General features: G+C 39.5%; 15 protein-coding genes and 3 pseudogenes. 11 read left to right on the top strand and 7 right to left on the bottom strand.

From position 1 onward, the window contains the following. Positions 1 to 148: 148 nt before the first annotated feature. Positions 149 to 565 (bottom strand): archaellin/type IV pilin N-terminal domain-containing protein, encoded by a 417-nt coding sequence (locus ACZ5A8_RS05175; protein ID WP_464532624.1) that lies wholly within the window; start codon positions 563 to 565, stop codon positions 149 to 151. Between the two features lie 232 nt (positions 566 to 797). On the opposite strand from ACZ5A8_RS05175, the gene ACZ5A8_RS05180 reads away from it, so the two are divergent. The 10 genes and pseudogenes from ACZ5A8_RS05180 (at position 798) to ACZ5A8_RS05225 (ending at position 8174) form a co-directional block, all read left to right on the top strand. Beyond that, entirely contained in the window at positions 798 to 1220 is a 423-nt protein-coding gene (locus tag ACZ5A8_RS05180) for a nucleoside 2-deoxyribosyltransferase (RefSeq protein ID WP_464532625.1), read from the top strand. A gap of 425 nt (positions 1221 to 1645) precedes the next feature. Continuing rightward, a complete protein-coding gene (locus tag ACZ5A8_RS05185; protein ID WP_464532627.1) occupies positions 1646 to 1813 on the top strand; it encodes a hypothetical protein in 168 nt (55 codons plus the stop codon). Between the two features lie 391 nt (positions 1814 to 2204). After that, on the top strand, positions 2205 to 2630 hold the full coding sequence (locus ACZ5A8_RS05190) for an N-acetyltransferase (RefSeq protein ID WP_464532628.1): 426 nt from the start codon (positions 2205 to 2207) through the stop codon (positions 2628 to 2630). A gap of 38 nt (positions 2631 to 2668) precedes the next feature. Continuing rightward, on the top strand, positions 2669 to 2851 hold the full coding sequence (locus ACZ5A8_RS05195) for a hypothetical protein (protein WP_464532629.1): 183 nt from the start codon (positions 2669 to 2671) through the stop codon (positions 2849 to 2851). A gap of 61 nt (positions 2852 to 2912) precedes the next feature. Beyond that, the gene (locus ACZ5A8_RS05200; protein WP_464532631.1) at positions 2913 to 3941 is read left to right on the top strand and encodes a hypothetical protein; all 1029 of its coding nucleotides are present in this window, start codon (positions 2913 to 2915) and stop codon (positions 3939 to 3941) included. A 328-nt stretch (positions 3942 to 4269) separates the two neighbouring features. Then, positions 4270 to 4785 carry a type I restriction enzyme subunit R domain-containing protein gene (locus tag ACZ5A8_RS05205; RefSeq protein WP_464534023.1) on the top strand — a complete coding sequence of 172 codons (516 nt, stop codon included), beginning with the start codon at positions 4270 to 4272 and terminating at the stop codon, positions 4783 to 4785. 50 nt (positions 4786 to 4835) lie between these two features. Then, positions 4836 to 5548: pseudogene (locus tag ACZ5A8_RS05210) on the top strand (DUF3387 domain-containing protein). 183 nt (positions 5549 to 5731) lie between these two features. Beyond that, positions 5732 to 6916, top strand: a complete 1185-nt coding sequence (locus ACZ5A8_RS05215) for a 2'-5' RNA ligase family protein (protein WP_464532632.1) — start codon at positions 5732 to 5734, stop codon at positions 6914 to 6916. Between the two features lie 437 nt (positions 6917 to 7353). Further along, a complete protein-coding gene (locus ACZ5A8_RS05220; protein WP_464532634.1) occupies positions 7354 to 7578 on the top strand; it encodes a hypothetical protein in 225 nt (74 codons plus the stop codon). A gap of 137 nt (positions 7579 to 7715) precedes the next feature. Continuing rightward, positions 7716 to 8174: an Hsp20/alpha crystallin family protein gene (locus ACZ5A8_RS05225; protein WP_464532635.1), complete on the top strand. Its 459-nt coding sequence runs from the start codon at positions 7716 to 7718 to the stop codon at positions 8172 to 8174. Between the two features lie 598 nt (positions 8175 to 8772). Here ACZ5A8_RS05225 and ACZ5A8_RS05230 read toward each other — a convergent pair. The 6 genes and pseudogenes from ACZ5A8_RS05230 to ACZ5A8_RS05255 all read right to left on the bottom strand — a co-directional run bounded on the left by ACZ5A8_RS05230 (position 8773) and on the right by ACZ5A8_RS05255 (position 15972). Then, entirely contained in the window at positions 8773 to 10008 is a 1236-nt protein-coding gene (locus ACZ5A8_RS05230) for an MFS transporter (RefSeq protein WP_464532637.1), read from the bottom strand. A gap of 270 nt (positions 10009 to 10278) precedes the next feature. After that, positions 10279 to 10878 carry a TIGR00296 family protein gene (locus tag ACZ5A8_RS05235; protein ID WP_464534024.1) on the bottom strand — a complete coding sequence of 200 codons (600 nt, stop codon included), beginning with the start codon at positions 10876 to 10878 and terminating at the stop codon, positions 10279 to 10281. Positions 10879 to 11267: 389 nt separating this feature from the next. Then, a pseudogene (locus tag ACZ5A8_RS05240) lies at positions 11268 to 11723 on the bottom strand (IS66 family transposase); the annotation flags it as partial. Positions 11724 to 11810: 87 nt separating this feature from the next. Further along, positions 11811 to 12806, bottom strand: coding sequence for a hypothetical protein (locus ACZ5A8_RS05245; RefSeq protein WP_464529078.1), 996 nt, complete (start codon positions 12804 to 12806; stop codon positions 11811 to 11813). A gap of 718 nt (positions 12807 to 13524) precedes the next feature. Further along, a pseudogene (tnpC, locus tag ACZ5A8_RS05250) lies at positions 13525 to 14502 on the bottom strand (IS66 family transposase); the annotation flags it as partial. Positions 14503 to 14721: 219 nt separating this feature from the next. After that, entirely contained in the window at positions 14722 to 15972 is a 1251-nt protein-coding gene (locus ACZ5A8_RS05255) for a phosphoglycerate kinase (RefSeq protein ID WP_464532638.1), read from the bottom strand. Positions 15973 to 16291: 319 nt separating this feature from the next. Here ACZ5A8_RS05255 and ACZ5A8_RS05260 point away from each other — a divergent pair, with 319 nt between their 5' ends. Beyond that, positions 16292 to 16885 (top strand): uracil-DNA glycosylase, encoded by a 594-nt coding sequence (locus ACZ5A8_RS05260; RefSeq protein ID WP_464532640.1) that lies wholly within the window; start codon positions 16292 to 16294, stop codon positions 16883 to 16885. Positions 16886 to 16990 lie beyond the last annotated feature (105 nt).

A 16990-nucleotide genomic window follows, 5' to 3' on the forward strand; every position in this document is an offset into this window, starting at 1 on the left:
ATCTTTGGCTCTGGATAATTCTGGCTCTGGATAATTCGGCTCTGAATCGTTCTATCTCTGAATAATTTCTGATCAGATCATTCTTCAGGCACTATAACTATCTGTCCTTTAACCTCAAGTTCACTCTTTGCAATAAGGGCATTCATAATCAACTACCTTTACAGGATACCCTATCTCCCTGTCCCAGTTCCATTGCAGGCAGTCCACTCTCATTCAGAGCAAGAACCCCTTTTTCTCCGGCTTCGAGGGTGTTCAGTGCAGAGTCATTCAGTCTGTGTGAAGCATCATTAATATCCATAATAACCGATAGTGAAGAGCTGTCAAAAAAGAGCTGAGCTCCTCCACCATGTTCGAACTCGAGCGAATTTAGATCTTCAGTAAATCGGATCTGAAGTTTTGCTGCTGATGATCCCCTATGGAAGGAATCCCCATATTCCTCAAAAAAGACTGAAGAGACCAGACCTGCAAGAATGAAAACAATGAATATTGTGACTGCCGTTCCAACAACAGGAGCGATTCCGTTTTCGTCTGAGACTTTCAACATTGAAGAATTCCTGACCGTCATATTACCCCCGGAATAGAAAAGTCATACAATTAATATTAAGGCATTACAGTTTAAATTTTTAGAGATATAAGTGTATTCCAGACATTTATGGACGGGTTTATATCAGCTTCGATCAAGCATACATCTCTGATAAAATTTCAGTATAAGGTAAACTATTTTACCTTTATCATCCTTCTTTCCTGCAAGAAAACTCTTATGAGTGATGACTTCCGGAGTAACAGGAGGAAAAAACTTGAGCAAAAAAAAGTTAATTTACCTTGCAGGCCCGCTCTTCACGCATGCCGAACTCGAATACAACCGAAAACTGAAGGATATGCTGCTCAACAATGGCTTTTCCGTTTTTTTGCCCCAGGAAGATGCAGAAGATATGGCACAGGAACGCGAAAGACAGAACCAGGAACGTATATTTATAAGGTGCGTGGAAGGCGTGGATGCCTCAGACCTTATTGTCGCAGTTCTTGACGGTGGGGATGTGGATTCCGGGACAGCCTGGGAGATAGGTTATGCCTATGCAAAAGAAAAACCTGTTATAGGGCTCAGGACTGATTTCAGGGAGCTTGCAGACGGGATAGTGAACCTGATGGTGGAGATGGCTATCGTTTCTCTTGCAAGAGATGAGGAAGAACTGTTGAAAGTACTGGAAAAGTTCCGATAATCTTTTTCTCTCCTGTTTATGTGTTTATAACTTAGTGTGCATCTTATTTTTCTCATTTGTCTTATTTGCCTTATCTGTCTGATTTGCCTTATTTGTCTGATTTGCTTTATTTGCCTATTTGCTTCATTAATCTATTTATTTCCCTACTTATCTACCCGGTTCACCATTCAGGATAAATCCCTTTACCTTTTTCCTGAACCACTTAGCGAAAAAAATTTGATGTAAAGCCTGTGAACTGAGTCTTAAAAATGACCTTTGTGTTTCCAAAAAACTCATAAATACTTTTTTGTCGAATATATATTATCCCCCAAATGAGACAAATATCAAAAAAAATTCAACGCTAGTAGCCATAAAACATAATGATTATTAGTTTTAAAAATGTTTATATGGCAGACCGGATATATTAACTATTGGAGGTTAAGGAAATGACCCTTTCAATGGGATACACTTTTACGAAAGTGAAAACCTCACACGGGCCCGAAGTGTACGTGACCCAGTTCGGAAAACTGGTAAAGGTTGTACCCTGCAGCCCGCAGGTGAAAATATCCGAAGGATATGCAAGCTACTTGATCAGGCAAATCGAGTCAGATTAAAAGATAAGAAATTATCCGACTTTTTCTTTTTGATTCGGACCATTTTCATTAAAATCCTTTTTTTCGGCCGAACCATTTTCGGTGTATTTTTTATTCATGATCACTACATAGTGCACTAAGCCTTTTTTCAATAATATCCTGAACCTGAGTTCTCCAGCCTGTTACCTAGTAAACTTAACTTGCCATGTGGAGACTGCTGGCCGGATACTTATCCTTAATCGAATACTTATCCAGCAGGAGCTTCTTTCCAGCAGGAGCTTCTTAATCGGAGACGAATATATAGCCCGATAATTTAACATATTGCCCAATCGATTCCATTATCCTAGATATAAAGGATAATTTAATTTTAGATAAATAAAATAACCTTAATAAAAGAGAGGAATCGGATAAATTGATCAGAACTTACAGGGAAACAGATCTTGAAGAGATGGTAAGGATCTGGTATGATGCTTCCGTTATTGCTCATCCCTTTATGCTAGCCTCTTTCTGGGCTTCGCATAAATCTGTGATGAAGGAAAAGTACCTGCCTCTTGCCGAAAACTATGTTTTTGAACAGGAAGGAAAGGTAATGGGCTTTATTTCACTTGTCGGAGAAAAGGTATGTGCCCTGTTCATAACTCCAGAAGCGCAGGAAAGGGGGACAGGCAAAGCGCTTCTAGAGTACGCGAAAGTCCTCAAAGGAAGGCTCTCCCTTAAGGTCTACAGGGATAACAGAAGAGCTATTATCTTTTATGAAAAAAGCGGGTTTAAAGCAGTCGGAAAAGAGATTGATGATCATACGGGCTGTGTGCAGGTTTTGATGGAGTGGGGAATCTAATTTTGAGCCTCAAGATTCTGATGCATATTCAGTTTTAAGTGCACTTACTGAACGCAATGGGTTATCACGAAAGTAAAGATAAAAGAAGAAAGAGAGACGGGAAAGAAGAAAGAGAGAAAAATAGGGAAGAAAAGAGAAGGGAGAGAGAAGAAGAGAGAGAAAGATGGAAAAAGATGAAAGGAAAGATGGAAAAAGATGAAAGGAAAGATAGAAAAAGATGAAAGGAAAGATGGAAAAAGATGAAAGGAAAGAAGGAAGGCAGGGAGTAAAGGAGAGAAAGCAATGAATCATGAAACCGGAGATAGATCCATTAAAGAGGACGAAGATTCACTTTTCCGGCACCTCATACCCGATACGCCAGAAGTGAAGAAAATAAGAAGCCTGCAGGGTAGAGAATATGAATATGCCGAGCTTATCGGAATAGTCGAATATTCGATTGCCAGGTATTTTTATGAGGTTGACAGAAAAATAAAGGACAGGGATGCAGTATCAGCATTAAAGAATATCAAAAGAAACTGTAATAAAAATGTTTCTTATTTTAAACAGGATTTTGAAAAAGAGATTGTCAAAGACCTGATAGAACTCCTTGAAGAAAAACAGGTAACTCACCATGAATTGAAACTGGCAATAGATTATGTTCTGGAGGTTATCGATAACAGGTCCTGGATGGAAGATGAACAGGCATACATAAAATGGGTAGCCTATATTATGGACCTTTTCACAGAAGAAGAGAACGAAGAGTATGAGAAGAGCATAAAAAAGCTTGCTTCCAAGCTGGGCCTATCCGGTAAACACGCAGATCTCATGCTCATGAAAGGGGACGAGGAAGATTATTTTGAATTTATAGAAGAATATGGAGATGTAGGAGAGTATGGAGAAGAAAATGAGGGAGATGAAGGAAAAGAAAGAGATAAAAGAGGAGAATTGATTGAAGAAGGGCTGACTGAAGAAGAATTGATAGCAGAATTGGAAAGCAAGTTCCTTTTGATGGAAGATAACGAAAAATTTGATTTCCTGCTGGAAAACGGCCCGGAATTCTACGAACTTGCAGGCCTTTACATATCCGAACTGGCAGAAAAAGGCGAATTTGACAGGATTCAAGAACTTTACAGCAAACTCACCGAGAAATACGACGACTTCCTCTACCTGTATGTTTTTATGGGAGCAACCTACCTTGAGATAGACCCTGCCCTTGCAAAATCCTATTTTGAACTGGCACTAAAAGCTCTCGATAAACTTAATGACCTTTCGGACTCCACAAAAGAAAGATTGAGAGACAGCTTCCTTTCCCTGATCGAGAAAATTGACTGAATTTCACGCCCGATAGATCCTTTATCATCAGGAAAATTTCATTCACTGCCTGAGAAAGGATCTTTTGTCTGCACTTTGCCTGTATTTTGCCTGTAAATACAGCAGTTGCCTGAAAAATTGCCACAACTAGGTAAAGCGCTGAGCGTTGCTATGCTGAACACTGCTTAGAATTAGCAATTTTATAACAGTTCACGGATTATCTAAGCCATCATTACAGTGTTGATAATCCATGGCAAAAAACATAGCAGGCTCAAACGGCGCAAACCTTGTTTTGAAGAAAAACTCTGGCAGACAGCGGATAAGCTAAGAAACAATATGGACGCAGCGGATTAGGGACAGGATGCAGGACCCGGCTGATCTCATGAGGCTTTTAATTGTCTGCGACATGTGGCTTACCGGTTTTGATGCCCTCTGCCTGCACACCATGTATTTCCTGAAATGGCTGCAGGGGCACAACCTCATGCAGGCAATCACCCGCGTAAACCGGGTATTCAGGACAAAGCCCGGATGGCTTATAGTTGATTATGTGGGGCTCCTTTACGACCTTAAGTATGCCATGGCAACTACACACGAAGCGGGAGCCGGGGCAGTCCTGCGGGGACTCAAGGCCGAAGCCGTTGCACTAATGCTCGAAAAATACGAAATTGTACAGGAGATGTTCTATGGCTTTGATTACATGCGTATTTTTTCAGCATCCCCGAAAGAAAAACTTACAATTGTAAGGGAAGGGGCGGATTTCATCTTTTCGCAGGGGCGTACGGAAGATGAAAGGACGCAGGAAAAACGCTTCATCCAGCACGTAACCAAGTTTTCCAAAGCCTTCACCCTATCAGTCTACATCTGAATGCAGACCGGATAAGTGATAAACTTGCATATCTCCAGGTTGTAAGATCTATTCTTGTAAAGGTGGACAGAAAGCCTGCAAAATCAAAGTATAAAATGAATTCGGCAATAAAAGAGCTTGTCTTAAAATCGATTGCAAATGAAGAAATCATCGATGTCTTTGACGTAGTTGGGATAAAAAGGTCTGATATCTCGATCCTTTCTGAGGATTTCCTCACCGAAGTTAGAGACCTCCCACAAAAAAATCTTGCATATGAAGTCCTGAGAAAACTGTTATATAACGAAATCAAGGTCAGGTCGCGCAGAAACCTGATCCAGGGAAAGTCTTTTGCTGAAATGCTTGAGCGGGCAATCAACGAATACAAAACCGGGGCATTGATACCGTTCAGGTCATAGAAGAACTCCTCAACCTGGCAAAAAAGATAAGCGAAGCCGATAAAAGATGTGAAGAGATTGGCCTCAGTGAAGAGGAGGTCGCATTTTACGACGCCCTCGCAGACAATGAAAGCGCTGTGGATGTTCTGGGCAACGAGGCATTAAAGCTCATGGCTGCAGAACTTGTAAAAATCATCAGGCAAAATGCAGGGGTTGACTGGACTCTCCGAAAAAACATCCAGGCAAAGATAAAAGTCAGTGTAAAACGACTGCTAAAAAAATACGGCTACCCTCCTGACAAACAGAAACTCGCTACTGAAAGCATCCTTAAACAGGCTGAACTGCTCTGCAGGGATGCGGGTGTCTCAACAGCAGTTTCAGCGACATAAACTCATATATAATTTTTTGTATAAATTTAGCTTATTCAGTGCAGACTTTATTCCCAATCATTCTCTTTTTTCAGGACGAATTTATTTGTTGAATTCAAGGGTTCTGCAACGAATGAAAAACTAGGCAGAACTCAAAACTATGTTCAACAATGTATATAACTCTTAAAGGTTTTTTATTACTAGATGGTACATTACCTGATTGAATTTAGATTCTATGGTAGTGCAAAATATGAAATTAAGAAGTTGATAGATGAAATCAGTCAGAAGTTTGGATTAAAATCTAAAAGAGCGATTCCTCACATCACTTTGGTAGGTCCATTCAGTACAAATGATGAGACAAGATTAATTAGAGATTTTAACCAGTTGTGTTCCAACCACTCTCTAATGGGTTTCGAAGTAAAAGGGTTCAGCACATTTGAGGATAGTAAAGTTGTATTTCTTGATGTCAACCCAAGTAAAGAAATGGATGAGTTTAGGTGGAATCTTGCTCAAGCACTTGAACCATATTGCCAGCTTAATCAATTCGATCATGAAAGAAGATACGAGTTTCATACAACGATAGCGATGAAATTATCGAATGACAAATTTGAAGGAATAAGAAAATACGTTGAAAGAAAAAATAGTCTGAAATTCAAACATAAAATGGTCAGAGCAACTCTTGTGAAAGATCAATTAATACTAAGGGAGTATGACTTTCTTTTAAGGCGGCCATTAAGAAGGGAATTGGCACTGGATAGGGATGTCTATACTCACACATTGCATCTATTAAATGCATATTTTGAAGGTAGTTATAATCCGGGTGAGTATGTAAGCGAGAGAATTGAGATTCCACAAAGAAGCATGGCTGAGAATATCAAAAGTGTATTTCGAAGATCAAAGGTCTTTGTAACTTCTGATTTACATTTAGATCATGAGAATATTATAAAGTATTGCAAAAGACCGTTTCTAGATGCTGCTGATATGAATCAAACACTCGTGCAAAATTGGAATAACACAATTGGTAATAAAGACACTGTTTATTTTTTGGGAGATTTAGCTTATGGAAAAGAGAGGAGATCAACAGATTATTGGCTAAAACAGCTAAACGGAAATGTTTTTTTCATCAAAGGAAATCATGATGAATCAAATGAAATAAAATTTTATGATAATTTTATCCTTGAATATGCAAATCACAAATTCTTTTTAACACATCGACCTGAGAATGTTCCTTTCGATTGGAATGATTGGGCTATTTGTGGCCATAACCACAACAATAACCTCCGCAAGTACCCTTTTATTGATAAAGAAAATAAAAGGATAAATATTTCTGTTGAACTGACAAAATATAAGCCGGTTGACATGGATTATATTATTAAACAAATAAATTAGTGATGCTTCTCATTAAGGACATTTTTTTAATTGAACTAAACCGGTCTTTTGCGCCTAAACTCAACTTTTTGCCCTGCAAATATCCGATTTTTACTGATTAGTAAGGCAAAGTTGCATAAACCTGTTTTCTTTAGTGCAGACTTTATTCCCAATCCCCCCTTACAGGATAAATTAATTAAGGGGACTCCAGAGCCCTGCATCGCCCGAAAAAACTTATTCTGCATGCAAATTATACGGTTTTCCCGAGAAACATCCGATTTTGAGCAGTCTGAGGGCAGGGGCATGGACAAAAAATTTAAATATAATGAATACTAACTAGATGTTAGTAACTGAGAAACAATAACACCCTTACAGTAACCACAATATAGTAACTGTAGGGCGAGACCACCAGTTACCTTCTCAAAGACCCGTAAACAAAACCTGCGAACAGACTAAAGGTGACCTGTACCACCTTTAAAAACGGATTCTTCCCTCCACGAGAAAGAGATGAGAGCCTGGAACTCTCATCTATCCTGCCTGTAAGATATGGACAGAGAAATAAAACAAAAATCTCCACTCTTAAATCTCCACCCCTGGCAGGGTTTTCACATCTTACAGGCAGCTTCCTACGGAGAAAAGAAGAAGCTGTTCCATACCTCCAGAACCACTTACAGATCAGATAAGAGTTCAAGTTACAGATCATTAACCAACCGAAGTAAAATATTGGATAAGAAATAATACAAAACCAGGGAGATTCGAAAAGATTCCAGCAGAACTGGAATCGGAGGATTCCCCGGAGTCAAGTAAGGAGGAATTTGTCATGAAACTGCCAGTAAAGAGACCGTCCCGTGACGTGCAGAGCTGGGACCCGTTTGATGAGATAAGAAGGATGCAGGAATACATGGAACAGATGATGAGGGCATTTCCTGCACTGGAAAACAGGTATATGGGCGAGACTTTATCCCCGCTGACCGATGTTGCGGAAGAAGATAATAAAGTAATTGTTACAACCGACCTGCCGGGCATTGACAGAGAAAATGTAGAGCTGAGCCTGAAGGAGAACTTCCTTGTGATCAGTGCATCTAAAGGAAAGGAAGGGGAGACAGAAAAGGAAGGCTATCTCAGAAAAGAGAGGTCTTTAATGCGTTATTACCGTGAAATTCCTCTTCCGGAAGGTGTAACCGAAGAAGGAGCAACTGCCCAGCTCAAAAACGGCGTTTTAACAGTCACCTTACCAAAAACAAAATTCGTGGCCGGAAAAAAGATCTTGATCGAATGATCGGGATGCTACCATAGCCAGATTCGCCGCTAAGAAATTTCTGCCTTACTCACACAAAACGATGAAAACAATAAAACCAGCAAAACCGATAAAACCTACACCGATAGAGCCTATAAAGCCACAAAAACCAGGTTTGCCGACAGGACCTGCAGGTTATCAAGCCTGCAGGCAAACCTTCCTTGCCAATCCATTAAATGTAAGTCCAGAGCTATATTCGAGTCCATTTAACTAAACCGCGAATTATCAAGCAAAAGTAAAATTCACTGAAAAATTCCTTCATTATAAAGACACCTTCCCTCAACTCATGTTCATCTCCGTTTTTTTCGTTAACTTATTTTTCGTTAACTTATTTTTCACTAACTCATTTTTCATTAACTCATTTTTCATAAAATTTTTCTATTTTTTAATGCAGCCCTGGAAAACCTGGAAAAGAGTAACGCCTTTTTGTAATTTATTAAGAATCTAAAAAGTGGAGTAAGGGATTGGATATCGAGAAGAGGTTCTTAAAAGAGAATCAGGAAAGCCAGATACCGGCTTGAAAACAGTAGGTATCGGGAAAAGAAATTAAGGTTCTTCCCGGACGTTCGTCCTCAGAGGCTTATGCAACCTCCCGACTTTGGTTACCTTCTGGCTCTTCTACTTTTTTGATCACCAGAAAGCCTGCCAGAAGCATCAGCAGGGCGCAGGCGTAAAAGGGCGTTACAAAGGTCACATATCCCGCAAGAAAGCCTCCGAAGATAGGGCCAAAAGCCATTCCTGCTGCCTGTGCAGTTGTTATTATGCTGAGCCTTGAGCTTAAGGAAGCCCCGTCCGAGAGGTCAGCTGCAAGCGCCATTGCAGGCGTGTCTATTGAGGCTACAAGAAGCCCCTGAAAAGCCCTGAAAAAAATAAGCTGGCTTATACTTGTGATGTAACCCATCCCGACAATCAGAGGAACGCTCAGGAAAAGACCGCCGACAATCAGTTTTTTCCTGCCGATCCTATCCGAAAGGCTGCCGAGAGGAGCCTGGAAAAGCAATCTTGCGAAAATGTAGGCTGAGACAGCAACTCCAAGTGAAAGCTCGGATGCTTCGAGCCGGACTTCATATTCAGGAATAAGAGCAACAACCATCATTATCCCGACCATCATCATTAGCATGGCGCCTGCAAGAGAATAAACTGAAGCGTAGCTTTTTTTTCCTCCTTTTTTTTCGGGAACTGGCTCATGAGGGCGTTTAGTTTCTTTTACAAAAAAACTCACAAGAACCAGGCTTACCACCCCGAGAAGGGCGCAGGCATAAAACCCGGCATCAAAACCCCAGTACCTGGCTATTGCTCCCCCTACAACGGGCCCGAGACCGAATCCGACACCCCTGATAGTTGTGTAGACTCCCACGGCTTTTCCCCGGGTCTCGGAGGTTGAGATGTGTGTAACCATTGCGATAACTGCAGGTATGGTTGCCCCTACGGTAATTCCCTGGAGCAGCCGGATAAAGAGCAGCTGCTCATAGTTTGTTACCTGCGAATAAAAGAAAGAAAAGAAGGTATATCCAATCAGCCCAAAAAGGATGAAAGGTCTCCTGCAATCAAGCCTGTCCGAGAGCCTGCCCATAAGAGGCTGAGTAAAGGCACTGAAGAGCCCGAAAACCGTCATTACAAGTCCTGCCCGGGCAACAAGTGGAAGCCCGGAAAAAAAGGATGCTCCAAGGTCGGAGATGTATAAAGGAATCAAGGCAACGAGCATCCCTGAACCAAGATCTTCGAAAAACCTCGAAAGGGAGAGGACATAGAGTTCAGGATTAATATCACCGAAAGATCCCGGAAGCGCGTTTTTCTGCAGGTTACAGGTATTCATGTTTGCTCAACTTAACTTAAAAGTGAGTGATATCCAAAAGAAGTGATATCCAAAAAATAACAAATATCTTACAATATAAAACAGTGTTGAAATCGTTCTGCTCGAACGCAAGGAAGAGAATATAAAAATAAGTGGTAAATGGGGGAAATATTTCTTTTAACCTTACAGAAGATGGTTTTCAATCCACATTATGTAAAATGCCTCCGCCAGCCTGTCTGGAAAGCCGTCGGAAGAAAAAAGAAATCAGAAAAGAAATAAAAGTAAAAGAGCTCAAAACTTTTCTTCTATGACTTCGCCCCCAGGCTCCTTTTCCTTGAAAATCTGTCCTTCGAAACAATAGACCTCTGCTCCTTTAACCCAGGCATCAGGAGAAAGGCCGGCTTTCATACATGTATGGCTCAGGAAATCTATAGAATCCATTTTGTTCTCAGGAGCGACCTGGGGGAGCAGCAGTCCCTGGCAGTAGCCCTGTTTTACAATGAGCCCGTGCTTGCCGATCTCTACCTTATCCGGAAGGTCTTTTGGAGATGCATTGATTTTTTCGGGTTGAGTAAGGATCGTAACCTCAACAGTTATGCTGTCCAGCTCTTCCTCCTCAACAGGTGGAAAGCGCGGATCACGGGTTGCCGCAGAGACCGCGGAGTCCAGAATTGCTTCTTTAAGAGTTGAGTCAGGGTAAGGATGGCCTATACAGCCTCTCAATAGCCCATCTTCGGTCAATGTGACAAAAACGCCTCTATTTTCCCCAAAAACAGGAGGAAGGTCAATTTCTTCTGCCTGATGATGCGGAAGCACTTCCCCCAAGATAAATGATTCAATGGTTTTCCTTGCAAGCTTGACTGTAGCCCTGCCTTCTGTTTCTGTAAGCATGCCTAAACCAACACCTGTAATCTGTTCATTTAATCTGTTCATTTAATCTGTTCATTTAATCTGTTCATTTAATCTGTTCATTTAATCTGTTCATTTAATCTGTTCATTTAAGCTGTTAATTATATGTTTAAGCTGTAAATACCAGCCAGTAATAACCAATGCTTAGTATGATGGTATGTCCGGAAACTGGTATAACAGTATGTTATTGGCGCTGGTTAAAGTACATTTCTGGTATTGCCTGAAGTCTTGAAAAGGTAAAGAGGAATGAAAAATGGATTGGAGAATAAATTAGAAAAAGAATGAAGAGAAATTGAAAAAAGAATAGAAAAAAGGTAACTATTCAGCCACTGATAAAAAAAGTATATTTTTTCAGCAAAATGCTGTAATTCTCAGGATAATAGCGGCGCTCTGTTGAGCGCCGCAAGAATAGCATCTATAACATTGAAACCATTCTTTTTAATTGTAGAAATGTAAGCTCTAATTCTGCAGAAAGCTTGCGCTCCTTGTATGGTTCTGAAAGTTCCTGATATTTTCTGCTGTAATTTCATCATTCTGATGTCTCTTTCTGCCTGGTTATTCTCAAATGGAACTCCCAAATCAGTGAGGAATCTCAGGATCTGTTCTTTGTTTCCTATAAACCTGTCAAGTAAGTTCCTTGCTTTGGTTTTTGGGTTTTTACCACGTTTTCCCTGTTTCTCAGGATTTTGAGAAGGTGGATTTTCTTCAATCCCTTTAATGATGATAGCATTGAACCTTTCTTCCAATGCTTTAATTTGCTCAAAATCCAGATATTTGACTTGCTCTCTACACTCATCAGTATATTTTTTCATTTCTGTTAACAGTTGAGCTTATGCCAAAATCATTTAAAATGCTTTAAATCCCAAATAAAAGCACTCAATTCTATATTTTCCGGAAAAATTTCCTTAAATAGCTTAAAAATGCAACCTTCTAAAAGCAGTTGGTGCCCTTATCAAATCTTTTCTTCCAACTTTAAAAGCCGTTAATGCCGTAAGTAAAGCGGCAATGTTGCCTATAGAGACAAACATTTTAGCCCATTCAATTCTTCTTGTAGGTGTTTTCGAGCGATTGTATCCCACTACTTCATTTGAGTTCTTTCTTTCAACAGTGGTTCTAAGATTGTATATTTTACCAAGGAGTCTATGAAATTTCCTTGGTATATATATTCCTCTGAAGTGGGTTCCTGTTTCTGTTTTAAGAATAGTTCCTGCACTGTTAGCTCTGGCTGCTATAATTGGAATAACTCCATGATCAATAACCACCTGGTTAGAAGGATGACTATCAGGTCCAGCATCTGCAATCATAAAAAGTGGTTTATGAGTTTCCGATTTCATGCACTGAATGATAGTTTCTTGAAATATAGTGTTGTCATTTTTACTTGCGTTTACTGCATCCCAATAAACTGGTAAACCCCACCAACTATCAACAACACATGTATCAGTATACCCCGTTCCAGATAGGACACTATACTTTCCGGTTTTTTTAACATAATGTCCTGCATCAGGATCTGAGAGCATACCAGTTTCTTTATTTTTTAATCCACTGCAGTTGCACTCAAAGAACCTTCTATCCCATATCCAGATTTTATCTCCTATAAGATTTAGATTTCTACATTCTTGTATCAGTAATTGAGCATATTCCACGAAATATGGATAAATACATTTCAGATTTCTACGATATGATGAAAGAGTGATTCGATCACGATTTTCAATATTTAATTCCTTTCTTAGAGCTTTATTCTGGTTAAATTCTCTAATGAATGATTCAAAATTTGAATACCCCATCTTACATCTTGCAATTTCTAACTTGAGAATGTTGTTGAAATTTAACGATTCATGCTGAGGATGGTACTCCATTGAAGCCTGTAATTCAATGAAAAAGTTATCCAGCGAAGGATTTAATGCAAACATGTCTCCTATATACCCATGAAACGTTTTGAAGTGTTGAAAGGCAAGTACTTGATTCCAGGGCAATACACTTTCCATATAATCTTTGCTATGTACAACTAGAAGATTAATTTTATAAGGAATGCAAATTTTCCTTTTGAGAAAAGTAAATCCTTCACCAAAAAAGTCTGAAAGCACTTTTTGAAAAATAGGGAGCACATTACGTACTTTACAATGTCTTTTGTTTTTAGTAATTTTCTCAATGAAAAGGATCTTTAAGTTAGAATATTCACTCAACATCGGATCGAAAATAGAGTATATAGACATCGATTTTTCAAAAAGATTGCTTATAAAATCTGTGAGTCTTGACTGTTTTAGAGATATGATACGGATTTTAATATTTGTCTTTTGATCGTCCAATTTTCGACCAAAAAGCTGTTCGTATTCTTTTCTGCCTTTAATACTCTTAAGACTTATAACAATGGTACGTGCAGACCCTAAAAAATCGTCGATTTGAGTCAATAAGTACTTATATCCTTTTGTAATAATCTTTATCATGGATTATACCTTTTTAAAGCCCAATTATTTGTTTGGCGACATAATATTGGTTTAATTAGGTATAATCCTTTCTATTTACCTTTAAATTGAAATTAAAGTGTTTTAGTCTAATTTTTTAAAAAAATAGATCTTTTTAACATCCATTATTCCAAAATAAGGGCTATTAACTAAAATGGCATAAGCTCAGTTCATTCATCTCTTTAGCCCAATGCTGTTTATAGTTATCCTCAATTCCAGTAAGTTCTCTCTGGAGATGAGCGTTGCAAAGAGCATGATCACATTCATAACCGTTATAGGGTTTCCATCCATCATGAACTGCTATTCCTTTAAATTCTGGAAGAATTCCCATATCATTTATTGCTTCTGATCCCCTTTTTGAGTGAGCAAAATAACAGGTGTATTTGTCATTAGAAGCTACATGAAGCCAATGTCTTTTTCCTTCAATTTTCATCCCAGTTTCATCACAATGGATAACAGGAGAAGCTAGTAACTTCTCTCTAATAACGTTCTCAAATTCCTCTAAATTCTGGAAACATTCTCTTTCTGCTTTAATTATAGTAGCAGGACAGATTTTTATCCCCATAACGTCATTAAAAAACTCACAAATCCTTTCATAAGGTATAAACTGGTAGTTTTTACAGTAAACAGCTGAAGCTAAGATATTAGGACCATACTGGACTGGATACTTTACTGATTCTGGAAAAACAGCTTTATTCAATTTTCTGCAGTGGGGGCAGCTCTTTATTTGACTTCGATGTTCTGTAACAATTAGATTTACAGGAGGAATGTCAAAAATCTGTCTTCTCTCATAAGTTTCAACTTTAACATTCTCGAGAGTATGTCCACAATCTTCGCAGCAGGTCAAAAAATGTTCAATTACCTAATCAGGATCATTAACCATATCAAGAGTTGTGCCTGGATGACCTTCTTGACCTCCGGGTTTCCTGTCACTCTTTTCACGGCGACTCCTGGGATTAGGTTTCTCTTTAACAAAATCAGTAGAAGGAGGTTTACTGCTGTTTCTGCTGTTTTGATTTAACCGAGCTTCTAAGACTATCAATCTTTCAGTAAGTTCTTTAATCTGAGATTCAAGACTCAAAATGTAAGCAATAACTTCAGGATTTGAAGCACACAGAGCAAGGATCTCTTCACGTTTCATCAAGGAGAAAAATGATTCATTTTATATCCAATTTTTCCTCGTTTCGAGGAAAAATTGTGTAACCTTAACAAGATACCTGAATAGTTACGAAAAAAGATTAAAAAAATAATAGCAGAAAAACAGAAGAAAAATAAATTAATTGGAATAAAAATAAGGAAATTCCTGCAGAAAATACCAGACAGAAATCCGTTCTTATTGCCGGAACTCGCAGGAAAAAAACCCTTAAAGCTTTTTAGCTTCCTGATATTTTTTGTAGGCAGCCTTCAGAGCCTCGACTCCGGGCAGCTTTTCTCCTGCAAGGTAATCAATACAGGCTCCTCCACCTGTGCTGATATGAGAGAAGCGATGTTCAAGGCCGAGGTGTGCAACCTCAACTGAAATATGCCCACCGCCTATGATCGAGAAATCGGATTTAATGGCAGCTTTTATAATTTCATGAGTACCAAGGGCAAAATCGTCAATTTCGGAAACTCCGGCAGGACCATTCAGGACAACAGTTTTGGAATTCTGGATTTCGTTAGTATAATTGACGATGGTTTCGAGCCCTATATCGTTAATGGGTAGAGAATCGGAATTAAGCTCAGAGATAGGTACTTCGACGCGTTTTTTGTTATCGTTTAAAGCTACGTCCTTTGGAAGGCCAATTTTATCTTTGAACTTCGCAAGCAAGCCTCTAGCTCTTTCGATCTGTTCTTCGTATTCCTGAGACTTGATGAAATCCATGCTGGCCTTTCCGATGTTTACTCCCGACGCAGCAAGAGCAACATTTGCAACCACACCCGTAAGGAGTACCCTGTCAGCCCCTCCATTTGTGAGAACGTTTTCGGTAACCCTAAGGGAATCATCCACCTTTGCCCCACCCAGCACAAAAACGCTTGGTCTTTCCCCTCCTTTGACCCCTATGTCGAGAGATATAAGCTCTTTTTCCATTACCCTTCCAGCTCCCGAAGGAAGGATCTCGGTAAAACCTACAACAGAAAGGTGAGACCTGTGAGATACTGCAAATGCATCGTTCAGGAAAATATCGACAAAAGGTGACAGTTTTTTAACCAGATAAGTATTGGCCTGCTCTGCTGGTGTTCTCTCAATGCTTTCTTCCGAATAAAATCGGACATTTTCGAGCATGATAACATCCCCATCCTCCATAGAGGCAATCTGGGTTTTTGCAAATGTCCCGAAAATATCATCCACATAAGTAACTTGCCTGCCCAGATACCTGGACAGCAGGTGGGCGTGAGGTTTCATTATGGTGAAATCGTTTTTTCCGGGCCTGCTCTGGTGCGCAAGCAGGACGACTTTTGCGCTCTCAAGGTCTTTTAAGGTCGCAATGTGGCTCCTGATCCTCATATCATCCAGAATGTGGCCCTGGGTGTCCATAGGAGAGTTCATATCGACCCTTACAAGAATCGTCTTTCCGCGTATGTCAAAATCATCGATCGTAAGAAAGTTTCTGGAAGTCATTACCCTCAGCACACCTTTGTAACAAGATTTTATATATATCAGAAAATAAAGCTTAAAATATAAAATTTTAGAGAATCTTATCCTTTCAGTATTGGTTATCTTTGTCATGGAATTTTTTCCATAAATAAGTTTGTTCTGGTTTTCATCTCAAGAGATGGATTACTATTTTTATATGAAAATCAAGAAAAAAAGGCAATTAATGTAAAAGAAGAAAGCAACTATACAAGAGTAAAAGGCAGCTAGCATTAGAATAAAAAATGTACTGATTCAGTGCCAGTTTCAGGAAAAAGATGTAATCTCAGGATAAGGAAAAATGAAGGAGCTAAAAGATATGGCAGCAGAAGAAGAGAATTGCGGAAACCTTGAAGAAAGAGTTCGAAAATTGGTGGAAGCCGGATATGAGACTGTCACAAGGGAGGCAATAGCCTGCATACGATGCCCTCTCCATAAAAGTGCAATTAAAAGAGTAGTAGGAAAAGGGTCCTGCAATCCGAAAGTGTTCTTTATAGGAGAAGCTCCGGGAGAATCCGAAAACAAATCAGGGATTCCCTTCTATGGAAGGGCAGGAAAGCAGCTGGACAAAATGGTCGAGTATATGGAGCTCTCAGAAGAAGATTGGTTCGTAACAAACACTGTCAAATGCCATCCTCCTGAAAATAGAAAACCGAGAGTACATGAGATTGAATGCTGCAAACCCTTCCTTACTGCCCAGATAACCCTGCTTAACCCTAAAATCATAATCCTCCTTGGTAACACAGCTGAAAAGTCATTCTGCCCGGAAAGAAAACTGGAATGGGGCGTTCCTGTAGAACAAGAAGGAAGAACAATTCTGAAACTCTATCACCCTGCAGCGCTGATTTATACGTCTTCGAAAATAGAAGTCCAGAAAGCTTTTATAGACAAAAACAGGGAGATGTGGCAGTAAAAAGTAAAAATCCGAGAACCAGGAGAGATAAAACCGGGCAGAAAAAGATTCGGAAGGAGCAGCGACCGGAAGCTGTAAAAAGGCTATTGTTCATAAGATATAAAT

Source organism: Methanosarcina subterranea (assembly GCF_055385895.1).